Raw genomic sequence first — 10,985 nt, 5'->3', positions numbered from 1 at the left:
GGCGAAGCCGTGTGAAAACGCATGGTGCGACACTCCCTTGCAGACGAAGGAGACGCCTGTCGTCAGGCGCCTGTCGAAAATCCATAAAGTCCCCGAACGATTCAATTGTAGTATTTAATGATTATATGTTCGCAAGCTGCGGCGCAGCATTTGCACGCCATGCTTCGACGAACAGTGACGCGGGCACCATTGCCTTGACCTGGTTCTCACTTTCATGGACTCGGCTCTGCAACACTCCCCCGATTCGCACGATCCATTCGCCAATTTAGACGTCTAAATTGGACCTTCGTGGGTTTCCCAGAGGAGCGCTTCCGATCATGAAGCCTGGCGCACTGCGCATACGCGTTCGTAACCTGCTGGCCGTCGCCAGCCTGACGGTCATGGCCGTCTCCTTCCCTTCGGCTGCCGCCGAACAGACTCCTTCGCCCTCGCGACAAGGTGACGGTCCGACGGCCATGGCGCGCGCCCGGGTCGCCGCCGATGTGTTGATGAGTTCCTATGAACCGGACAAGGCCTGGTTTCCTTCCAGCTGGTGGAACTCTGCCGTCGCGCTGCAAACCATCGGCGACTACATGCAGCGCACCGGCGACCGCCGCTATCTCGGTCAACTGAACAACACCTTCGAAAAAGACAAAGGCGTGTTCCCGGCGGGCGTGCTGTCCGGCGATCCGCTGCTGGGCAATTTCACCAGCCGCGCCATCGACGACTCCGAGTGGTGGGGCCTTACCTGGTTGCAGGCCTATGACCTGACCCGCGACCCGAAGTACCTCAACATGGCGGTGACCATTGCCAACTATGTCAACGGCTATTGGGACACCGGAACCTGTGGCGGCGGTGTCTGGTGGGATGGCGAGCGTACGTACAAGAACGCCATCGTCAACGGCCTCTGGATCCGCCTCACCGCCGAACTGCACAACCGGATTCCCGGCGACACGCTGTGGCTGGGTCGGTCCAGGACAGCATGGACGTGGTTCCAGGGCAGCGGGATGATCAATGCCAACGGCCTGGTCAACGACGGCCTGACCAACGCATGTACCAACAATGGCCAGAACGTGTGGACTTACAACCAGGGCCTGGCCATCGGCGCCGGCCTGGAGCTGTGGCGCGCCACACGGGATCCGCAGATCCTCACGTCTGTAAAGCGCCTCGCCGATGCCGCGATCGGCCCCGATGCGCTGGTGACCGACGGCGTCCTGAGCGAAACCTGCGACGCGTCCGATCAGACCTGCGACGACAACGCCAAGCAGTTCAAGGGCATTTTCATGCGCTATTGGACCGATCTCGTCGACACCACGCACGAGCGCCGTTACGCAGCCTTCCTCGACCAGCAAGCCAACAACCTGTGGGAGAACGACCGCGATGCCGCCGGCCGACTCGGCACACGCTGGTCGGGGGCGACCGACGACGACCACCCCAACGTATTCGACTGGCGCACACAGGCGAGCGCCCTCAGTGCCCTGATTGGCGGCGTGCCGACGCTGACGCCACTGGCATCCCTGGCGGGGACGTTATCGCCTGCACAGCCAGTGGTCATGCCGGCCGCGTTGGGTATCACCAGCGTTCCCCTCGAGCTTGGCGCATCGGCGACCGGTTACTTTCCCTTGCTCGCGATCGCTTCCGTCGATGCACCCGCGGGATGGAGCGCATCGCCACGCGCCGCCCTCCTCCGTTTGCAGCCGCGCGGCAACGCACTCCCTGTCAGCACGACTCAACCCCTGAAAATCACCGTGCCAGCGGCGGCGACGGATGGGCATCATCTCGTCACCGTCAACCTGTTGGCCGCTGGGTTGCGCTTCACGACCCAGGCCGACGTGCTGGTGGCGCACACCATCGATTTCGATACCGGCACCGTGAATGAAAGCCCGTGGCTGTTCGATGCCGGCGGGTCGCAGAGCAATGGCGTGCGGAATCGCTTTGCCGACGGCAATGCGCACTTCACCTATCGATTCCCCTTCCCGGCCGACACCACTTCGGCGCACGTCACCCTGACCATCGATGCGGAATTCCTGGTGCAGGCCAGCACCGATAACGAGCATTGGACCACCGTGTTGCAAGAGACGCAGTCCGTCACCGATGGCTCGAACAAGGCCGATCGAAGCATCGACCTGACGCCGTATCTCGGCGCCGCCGCTGACGGCTCCAAACCGGTTTACCTGAAGGTGTCGGATGCCTTCCCCAACGATGGCTGGGGCGGGCGCGTGTATCACGTGACGGCGATTATCGTCGAATAGCTCGACGAGGCGGCGTACGTGTCACGGGCAATAACGGCAAATAGTTGCAAGCGGCTCCGACCCAGAGTAAAGCCAACAAGGATTTTCACAGCCACGAGGGAGACGTCGATATGAAGATCGTATTCGTTGGTTTGGTTCTGATCGCTGCCGCCGTATCCGCCAACGCCACCGGCATCGGCACACGCACCGATCTCAATCATGGTCGTAGCAATGCGCCCGTGTGTCCGGATGGACAAGTCGCCCAGTTCGTAGGCGTCATCAACGGTAAGGCCACCTGGCGCTGCGTGCCAGCCTGATCAAGACGGCTCGAATGACACAGGCCTTCCCGTTGCAACACGGGAAGGCCTTTTTTAATGAAGCATACCCAGGCACCCGAACTCTTACGCACTTTCGCCTAGGTAGTCCTACCGGGTCGGGACGCAGCGGGCTTCTCTAAGCTGGATGACAGTCGGCGACACAACGACGCCGTGAGCCAGCAAGGAGTTCCCCATGCGTCCCTCCCTGTCCGTTCTTCTCGGCCTGCTCGTCCTTACGCTGGCCACCGCCGCGGCCGTGCCGCCACAAAGCGGATTYCTCGATTCCTATCCGCCCTTGCAGCCGGATGCACGCCATCCGGGCTCTTTCATCTACCTGGCACCCGGCGGCAGCCTGAAGGGGCTGACCAAGGTCCAGATCGACCCGATTCTCGTGTGGTACTCCAAGGACTCCACCTACCAGGGCATCGATCCAAACGAACTCTCCGCCGTGACGGAGAACCTGCGCAAGGCGCTGGTCAAGCATCTCGCCCCGACCTACCCCGTGGTCGACACCGCCGGGCCCGACGTACTCCACCTGCGCATCGCCATCACCAACGTCATGGCTGAGAAGAAGAAGCGCGGCATCCTCGGCTACACGCCGGTCGGGTTCGTGATCGGTGCCGCGAAGAACGCCGCAACAGCGGGTCCGAACATCAACATCGCCTCGGCAACGCTGGAGGTGGAGCTGCTCGATGGCTCCGGCAAACGCATTGCCGTGGCGATCGACCCGCTGCTCGGCGCGGACATCCAGAAAGAGAACCTCACCTGGTCCGACATCGGCAAAGTGCTCGACGCCGCCGGCACGCGGCTCAGAGGCCGTATGGACAGCGATAACCTTCAGTAATGGGGATCGTCAGTAGTGAGGATCGCCCTTGCTGTATGATAACGATTCTCACTACGACTGGCCCGCACCATGGTCCCCCGCGTTACCCGGTGGCTTGCTGGATTCACCTTCTTTTTCCTGCTTACGACGACATGCCTGGCCGCTGAACCCTACGCGGCCGACGCGCAAACAGCCTGGCGGCTGCTCGACTACATCGCCGTGGACTATGCGGGCGCGGTCAACCATGGAGCCGTGTCCAGCCCCGCGGAATACGCCGAGCAGCAGGAATTTGCGGCCACGGTCGCCACCCACATCGCGGCCCTGCCGGAGAAACCGGGCAAGGCCGCGCTTCTGGCGCAATCAGCCGCACTGAAAGCGGCGATCGCATCGAAGTCGGAACCGAAGGACGTCGCCGACGCCTCGCACCGTCTCGCTGCAGCCCTGCTGGCTGCCTACCCCGTGCCCCTGGCACCCGCGCGCGTTCCGGACTTCGCGCACGGTGCGCAACTCTTCCAGCAGAACTGCATGGCGTGCCACGGCGCCACAGGGCATGGCGACGGCCCGGCTGCGAAAGCCCTCGCGACCCCGCCCATCGCCTTCACCGATCAGGATCGCGCACGCGAGCGCAGCGTGTTCTCGCTGTACCAGATCGTGACGCAGGGTGTGGATGGAACACCCATGCCAAGCTTCGCCAGCCTGTCCGACGATGACCGCTGGTCGCTCGCACTTTACGTCGGCCACTTCGCCACCCCCGACCCGGTGGCCGCCGCAGGTGAGCAACTCTGGCAACGCGATGCAGGCACGCACAAGGAGGTCCCAGACCTCACCTCGCTCGTCACCACGACACCGTCCGCGCTGGGCAAGCGCATCGGGCAGGAACAAGCCGACGAGATCATGGGCTATCTTCGCCGCCATCCGGAGGTCCTCGCGCCGAAGGTCTCGGCGTCGTCGCTGTCCATCGTCCGCGAGAAGCTCAAGGCGAGCCTCGCGGCCTATCGTGAAGGCGACAAACCCGGCGCAAGCACGCTGGCGCTGTCGGCTTACCTGGATGGTTTCGAACCGATCGAGCCTTTGCTCGGCACCCGCGACAGCACGCTTCTCGAACATATCGAAGGGTCGATGGGCGAATACCGTGCCGCGATCGAACACGGCGCCACGGTCGATGATGTCGCGATCCGCGAACAGGTCCTGAGCAATCTGCTGGACGATGCGGAGACCGCGCTGTCGCCCAACGCGAGTGGCGCGCTTTCCACCTTCATCGGTGCGGCGACCATTCTTCTCCGCGAAGGGCTGGAAGCGCTGCTCATCGTGGTCGCGATGATCGCCTTCCTGCGCAAGGCCGAGCGCATGGAAGTGATGCCGTACGTCCACGCTGGGTGGACCGGCGCGCTCGTCGCTGGCTTCCTCACCTGGGTCGTCGCGACCTGGCTGATCGGCATCAGCGGCGCGAGTCGCGAACTGACCGAAGGGTTCGGTTCGGTGTTCGCAGCCGTGGTGCTCCTGTCGATTGGCATCTGGATGCACGGCAAGTCCCAGGCCGGTCAGTGGCAGCGCTATATCAAGGCGCGCATGGCCACCGCCCTGTCCGGACGCTCGGCGTGGTTCCTGTTCGGACTGGCCTTTATCGTGGTGTATCGCGAGGTGTTCGAGACGATCCTCTTCTACGCCGCGCTATGGACGCCCGGCAGCGGCGCCGCCTTGCTCGCCGGTGCTGCCACGGCATGCATTGCGCTCGCGATCATCGCCTGGGCGCTGCTTCGGTATAGCCGCATCCTGCCGATCGCCAAGTTCTTCAACTACAGCTCCTGGTTGATGGCGGTCCTCACTGTCGTGCTGGCGGGCAAGGGCATCGCGGCGCTGCAGGAGGCCGGCATCGTCGGCATCCGGCCGCTTGGCGGTGTGCCGCGGCTCGAGCTGATCGGACTCTTCCCCACCTGGCAAAGCGTCGGAGCACAGGGCCTCATGGTGGCAGCCGTGATTGCCGGGTTCTGGGCAAACCACCGCAAGGCCGTGAAAGAAGCGTCCGCCGCACCGCGGCGCTAATCAGTCCGCAACGGCATACGTATAACGCCGGCGTAGCGATGGACACGCCGGCGGTTTTCCTCCCGGACCACCGACAGCCACCAACGCCGACGACGCGAGCCACGCCGCCGCGTCGAAGGCACCATGCTTACCTACCGGCGGCGCATGGATACCGATGCGATTGAGTGCGTCGCGGAGAACATGCACCTTGCCCATGCGACGCGTCGCCGCCGTATCGTAGGTAAAGCTGATCGTCGTCGATGCCTCATCGCTGGTCTCGACCATGTGCGGACTGGTCAGCGGCATGTAGACGCCCTCACCCGGCGCTAACTGAAACACGTGCGCGTGCTCGCGGAATTCCTCTCGCCAGTGTGCGTGACTCAGATCGTGCCGCGCGTGGAAGGCATCACGCGTCTCATCGTCGATCGTCTCCGCATCGTAGGGGTCCCACACGTAGACGGTTTTCGTACCGGCCACCTGGAGCAGGAGCACGTGACTACGATCGATATGGAACGGGGTAACGGTGTGCGCCGAGGCCGAAAATATCCAGCCTGCGCGATAGTACACACCCGGATCCTTCTGTTCGATCTTTGCCTGGATCGGTTCGAAGGCCAGGTCGACCAGGGATCGATACGTGGGGTCGGCCTGGATGTGTCGAAGGAGCACCCAGGCTTTTGCATTTTCGATAGCGCGCAGCGAGTCGACGGCGGAGCGACTGCTCGGGTAGAGCGATGCCGCGGCATCGAAGTCCGTGCCGGCAGTCACGCCATCGTTGAAGCTGTACCAGCGGTTCGTGCCGCGACAACGCTTGCCGAGTTCGACCAGGGCATCGCGTTGTAACAGCGGGTGATCGGTGAACGTGTGCGTCAGCGGTGTGACGCGCCAGGGATCGAACGCATCCCAATCCATCGTAATCATCGGAGGGCTAGAGGGCGTCATGGACTGCCACCTTATTTGCCTGCGCAACGTGTGCGAGGGGGTTACCTGCCTAGGTCGTTATACCCCTGCAAACACGCCGTCTCCGCTCGGCTTTCGGCCTAGGCCAAAAAGACGAGAAAGATTCGCAATATCTTGCGATATCAACGGGATAGCTTGCGCGCTCGGCGCGAAAAATCATCGACTTATGGCTGATTTCCCGCCCTCGACTAAGCCACCGCTGCGACACCGTATTGATCGGCCAACTGCGCCTTCGTGATGGGCATCGCGATGAAATCCGCATCGCCTCGTGCAGCAGGCGGAAGGAACAGAACCACCGCTCCGCCGTCTTGTTTTTCGAGAGCGTCGAGGGTCTGGACGAACGCGGGTAGCGCGGACCTGGGCAAGCCTCTGACACCCCATTGCAAGGGATCCAGGCGACCTTCGCGCACGATGCGCTCCGCGTGTCCCCTGCTGTACAGGAGCGGGATGTGACGGCGGGTGGTACCGGGTTGCTCGGTGGCGTAGAAGCCGCCGGTCGTCTTGCCGTCGCGGAGTTCCATGACGGTCCAGAACGGTTGCCCCACCGATGTTTCGTCGGGCAACGACACGACCGCCATCTGCCTGGCGAGCAACTTGCCGATCAAGGGCAAGTCCTGAGGTTGCAGGAGTTCGATGCCGTATTGACCCGCAAGCGTATCCGCGCCGAGCTGATACCCGCCACGAGATACGACCACGCCGAGGATGTTGCCAATGTCGCTCAGCCGAAACGCGAAGTCACCGACACGACCCTTGTCGACAGGCAGCTTCGTATCCGCACACTCGATGGCGACCTTGTAGCGAACACCGTCGCGCTCGAACTCATAGTAGACATCGACCTGATGGAACGTTCCGGAGCGGCCTTTGAGGCGCGCATTCTGCGCGACCAGCATCCCCTCGCCTTTCTGATTCGCCAGCGCCTGGTAAACGTGCCGGACCTCTTCCTCGAACGCGCGCCAATCTTCCACGACATCCCCTGGGTGTGCTTGTCAGCTTGCCAGCAAACCTTACGTGGCTCCAGGCGGCCCGGCAATATCGCAAGTTATCGCGACACCCCTTTATTCCCGGATCACACGGCTACGTCGGACATCCCGTAAGAGCCGCTCCGCTCTGTGCAAAGCCAGGGAGGCTGCTATCGAATTGACACAGATCCTAACCTCACCAGATTTTGCCCTTCTTTGGAAAATCGTCTCGTACTCAACCGCCCTCGGGCGGCTCCCACAGCTCCACCTTGTTTCCCTCAGGGTCCATGACCCAACCGAACTTGCCGTATTCGGACTCGTCGGTCTTCTCGAGCACCTCGCAGCCTTCGTCGCGCAACGCCTGAAGCAAGGCATGTAGATCGGCGACGCGGTAATTGACCATGAAAGGCGCGGTGCTCGGCGCGAACTGATCGCCATCCGCCTTGCCGATGGACCAGGCCGTCGTTCCGCCCGTGGGCTTGCCTGCGTCATCGGTCCAGTCGAACGCGGCGCCTCCCCAAGGCTTCACATCGATGCCGAGATGCTTCCTGTACCAGGCGGTCAACGCCGCTGGATCGCGTGCCTGGAAGAAGATACCGCCGATGCCTGTGACTCGTTTCATGTCAGTCTCCCATCACAACAGTTTCTTGTAGACGATGAATCCGGATTTCTCGGCCACCTTGTCGTAGAGAACCATGGCGGTCGTATTCGTCTCGTGGGTCTGCCAGTAAACGCGCGCCGCACCGAGCGCCGTGGCGCGTGCGTAGACGTCTTCGATGAGCGCACGGGCGACGCCTTTGCCTCTCGCTTCCGGCATCGTGAAGACATCCTGCAGATAGCAGTTCGGTTTGATCTGCGTGGTGCTGCGATGCAGGAGAAAATGGGCGAGTCCGAGCAGCTCACCGCCCTGCTCCGCCACCACGGCGTACATCGGCTCGTAGCCATCGGAGAAGCGGGTCCAGGTGACCTCGGTGATCTCATCCGGCAAGGCTGTGGCGCCTTCGCGGCCGTAGAAGGCGTTGTAGCCGTCCCAGAGGACCTGCCATGCCTCGCGGTCACGGGGTTCGAGGGAACGAACGCTGAGGCGGTCGGGCGAGGCTTCGGATGTGTCCACAGCAACTCCGGTTCGAACGTCCTGGGGAGCCGCTATCGTAGGCCACGAGGCAACCCGGTTACCATCCGGGGTTTCGCGTCCTGGATCGATACCGTGCCGCTCCCCACCTGCTCTCGTGCCGTTGTCACCGTGCTGGCTGCCGTTTCCCTCTCCGTCGCGGGCGTGAGCCGGGCCGCTGAGTCGCCAGAACCCGCGGCCGTCGGCCCGGTCGCAGCCAACGGCCTGGCGGCGACACCGCCGATGGGCTGGAACAGCTGGAACCACTTCGCCGGCCGGATCACCGCCGCGGATGTCCGCGCCATGGCCGATGCGATGGTGGCCAATGGCATGCGGGACGCGGGCTATGTCTACGTCAATATCGACGACACCTGGGAGGGCAAGCGCAACGCGGTGGGCGATATCGAGACCAATGACAAGTTCGGCGACATGAAAGCACTCGCCGACTACGTGCATGCGCGCGGCATGAAGCTTGGTCTCTATTCGTCGCCCGGCGCGAMGACGTGTGCAGGCTTCGAGGGTAGCCACGGACACGAGGATCAGGACGCCCGCCGGTTTGCCAGCTGGGGCGTCGATTACCTGAAGTACGACTATTGCGGAGCGCGCGACCTCTACCCGGTGACGCAACGCAACCAGGAGATGCTCTTCCGCAAGATGGGCGAGGCCCTGCGCAAGGCGGGACGGCCGGTGGTCTACAGCCTCTCGCAATCGGGCGACTTCGATATCTGGCGCTGGGGTCCGCAGACCGGCGCCAACCTGTGGCGCACGACACCGGACATCAGCGACACCTGGGAATCGATGTCGCAGCGCGGCTTCCGCCAGCTGGACCTCAGCGCGTGGTCGGGTCCGGGCCATTGGTCCGACCCGGACATGCTGGAGATCGGTAACGGTGGCATGACGGCCGACGAATACCGGACCCAGATGAGCCTGTGGTCGCTGCTTCCGGCGCCGCTGCTCGCTGGTAACGATCTGCGCACGATGGACGCCACCACGAAGGACATCCTGCTCAACCGCGAGGTGATCGCCGTCGATCAGGACCCGGCCGGGCATCCGGCAAGGCGCCTCGAACGCCAGGGCGATGTCGAAGTACTGGTGCGCGACATGGCCGACGGATCGATCGTCGTCGGCTTCTTCAATCGCGGTGAGTCGACCACGGTTCGCTGGTCGTGGCACAAGCTAGGCGATCGGTTCGCGCATCCCACCGGTGCCCGTGACCTATGGCGTCACGCCGCTGTCGATACGCAGCGTCCGTTTGAAGCGACGCTGCCCCGCCACGGGGTGGCGATGGTTCGCATCGCCCCTTGAGTTGATGGGCCGGAGGCGAGCCTCGCCGCGTCAGGCTGCACTCTCCGCTGCGATCTGGCGCAGTTGGCGCTCAAACTCTTCCGGCGGCTGGCCGCCCGAGATCAGGTACTGGTCGTTGACGATCACGGCCGGCACGCCGGTGATGCCGCGGCTCTGCCACAGCTTCTCGTCGCGACGGACCTCTTCGGCATAGCGGTCCGACTCGAGTACCGCGCGTGCTTCGACCGGGTCGAGCCCGACCTTCTCGGCTGCCGCGACCAGGGTGTCGTGGTTGCCCGGATCGGTCTGATCGGTGAAGTTCACGGTGAACAGCTGCCGCTTGAGCGCATGCTGCTTACCGTGTGAGCCCGCCCACGCGATCAGGCGATGCGCGTCGAACGTGTTGTAGATGCGGCTCGCATCCGAGGTATTCATGGTGAAGCCGACGGCCGCCGCGCGTGCCTTGATGCGTTCGCGATTGACCCGCGCTTCATCAGCCGGAATGCGGTACTTCGCGACAACATGCTCGACCATGTTCTCGCCGCCCGCGACCATGTTCGGATTCAGTTCGAACGGATGGAAGGTGATCTCCGGCTCGATCACATCGTGCAGCTTGTCGAGCGCCTGCTCGAGGCCACCCAGGCCGATCACGCACCACGGGCAAGCAATATCCGAGACAAAGTCGATTTTCATTTTCTGAGGCATGGGGCGAGAACCTTGGCGATGAGGATGACGGGTGCACGGGGCGCCCATGAACGATAGTTCGCTGCAAGATGGCGGCGTTACCGCCTACGTATGATCGAAGTCCAGGGAAATCAATGTCCTCCGACCAGGAACTGCCCACCATGAGCGCATCCGAATCGCCGCGTCCGCTACCCTTCGACATGACCCTGGAAATCGTGGTCGTCCCCGTCACCGACGTGGACCGCGCGAAGCAGTTCTACGCGAACCTGGGATGGCGCCTCGACGCCGACTTCCCCGCCCCCGACGGGTTCCGCGTCATCCAGTTCACCCCGCCCGGCTCAGGGTGCTCGGTGATGATGGGCAGCAATCTGACCTCGGCGTCGGCTGGAACGGCGCGGGGGCTCTACCTGGTGGTTCGGGATCTGGCGGCGGCGCGTGCCGAGCTTCTTTCCCGAGGCGTGGACGTCAGCGAGCCGTTTCATGATGCCGGCGGCATCTTCCATCGCGCGGATGGCTCTCGGGATGTGATCGGGCTCAATCCGGAGCGGAAGAGCTATGGGTCCTTCGCCCGCTTCAGCGATCCGGATGGGAACGAGTGGTTCCTGCAGGAGATTACGC

At 63.3% G+C, this 10,985-nt stretch carries 11 protein-coding genes; 6 read left to right on the top strand and 5 right to left on the bottom strand.

Annotated features, from left to right (window positions below; translation table 11 throughout):
- Positions 1-317 precede the first annotated feature (317 nt).
- The 4 genes from AC1DYM_RS22510 to AC1DYM_RS22495 all read left to right on the top strand — a co-directional run bounded on the left by AC1DYM_RS22510 (position 318) and on the right by AC1DYM_RS22495 (position 5,393).
- Positions 318-2,231, top strand: coding sequence for a glycoside hydrolase family 76 protein (locus tag AC1DYM_RS22510; protein WP_477342203.1), 1,914 nt, complete (start codon positions 318-320; stop codon positions 2,229-2,231).
- Between the two features lie 110 nt (positions 2,232-2,341).
- Positions 2,342-2,527, top strand: a complete 186-nt coding sequence (locus AC1DYM_RS22505; protein ID WP_477342201.1) for a hypothetical protein — start codon at positions 2,342-2,344, stop codon at positions 2,525-2,527.
- Between the two features lie 193 nt (positions 2,528-2,720).
- Positions 2,721-3,371 (top strand): DUF3313 domain-containing protein, encoded by a 651-nt coding sequence (locus tag AC1DYM_RS22500; protein WP_477342199.1) that lies wholly within the window; start codon positions 2,721-2,723, stop codon positions 3,369-3,371.
- A 69-nt stretch (positions 3,372-3,440) separates the two neighbouring features.
- Positions 3,441-5,393, top strand: coding sequence for an FTR1 family protein (locus AC1DYM_RS22495; RefSeq protein ID WP_477342198.1), 1,953 nt, complete (start codon positions 3,441-3,443; stop codon positions 5,391-5,393).
- Here AC1DYM_RS22495 and AC1DYM_RS22490 read toward each other — a convergent pair whose 3' ends face one another.
- The 4 genes from AC1DYM_RS22490 to AC1DYM_RS22475 all read right to left on the bottom strand — a co-directional run bounded on the left by AC1DYM_RS22490 (position 5,394) and on the right by AC1DYM_RS22475 (position 8,402).
- The gene (locus tag AC1DYM_RS22490) at positions 5,394-6,311 is read right to left on the bottom strand and encodes a cupin-like domain-containing protein (RefSeq protein ID WP_477342196.1); all 918 of its coding nucleotides are present in this window, start codon (positions 6,309-6,311) and stop codon (positions 5,394-5,396) included.
- A gap of 206 nt (positions 6,312-6,517) precedes the next feature.
- The gene (locus AC1DYM_RS22485) at positions 6,518-7,294 is read right to left on the bottom strand and encodes a hypothetical protein (RefSeq protein ID WP_477342194.1); all 777 of its coding nucleotides are present in this window, start codon (positions 7,292-7,294) and stop codon (positions 6,518-6,520) included.
- 229 nt (positions 7,295-7,523) lie between these two features.
- Positions 7,524-7,910 (bottom strand): VOC family protein, encoded by a 387-nt coding sequence (locus AC1DYM_RS22480; RefSeq protein WP_477342192.1) that lies wholly within the window; start codon positions 7,908-7,910, stop codon positions 7,524-7,526.
- Between the two features lie 12 nt (positions 7,911-7,922).
- Positions 7,923-8,402 carry an N-acetyltransferase family protein gene (locus AC1DYM_RS22475; RefSeq protein WP_477342190.1) on the bottom strand — a complete coding sequence of 160 codons (480 nt, stop codon included), beginning with the start codon at positions 8,400-8,402 and terminating at the stop codon, positions 7,923-7,925.
- A 93-nt stretch (positions 8,403-8,495) separates the two neighbouring features.
- On the opposite strand from AC1DYM_RS22475, the gene AC1DYM_RS22470 reads away from it, so the two are divergent.
- Complete coding sequence (locus AC1DYM_RS22470) at positions 8,496-9,704, top strand: glycoside hydrolase family 27 protein (RefSeq protein WP_477342189.1); 1,209 nt, start codon at positions 8,496-8,498, stop codon at positions 9,702-9,704.
- A 30-nt stretch (positions 9,705-9,734) separates the two neighbouring features.
- On the opposite strand, the gene AC1DYM_RS22465 is transcribed toward AC1DYM_RS22470, so the two are convergent.
- Positions 9,735-10,376 (bottom strand): DsbA family oxidoreductase, encoded by a 642-nt coding sequence (locus AC1DYM_RS22465; protein WP_477342187.1) that lies wholly within the window; start codon positions 10,374-10,376, stop codon positions 9,735-9,737.
- 125 nt (positions 10,377-10,501) lie between these two features.
- On the opposite strand from AC1DYM_RS22465, the gene AC1DYM_RS22460 reads away from it, so the two are divergent.
- Positions 10,502-10,985, top strand: a 484-nt coding sequence (locus AC1DYM_RS22460; RefSeq protein WP_477342185.1) for a VOC family protein, incomplete at its 3' end; no start/stop codon positions are given.

This window comes from Luteibacter sp. P1_D3 (genome assembly GCF_056406135.1).
The sequence above is the reverse complement of the archived record's forward strand: the minus strand, read 5'-3'. Positions and strand labels throughout refer to the sequence as shown.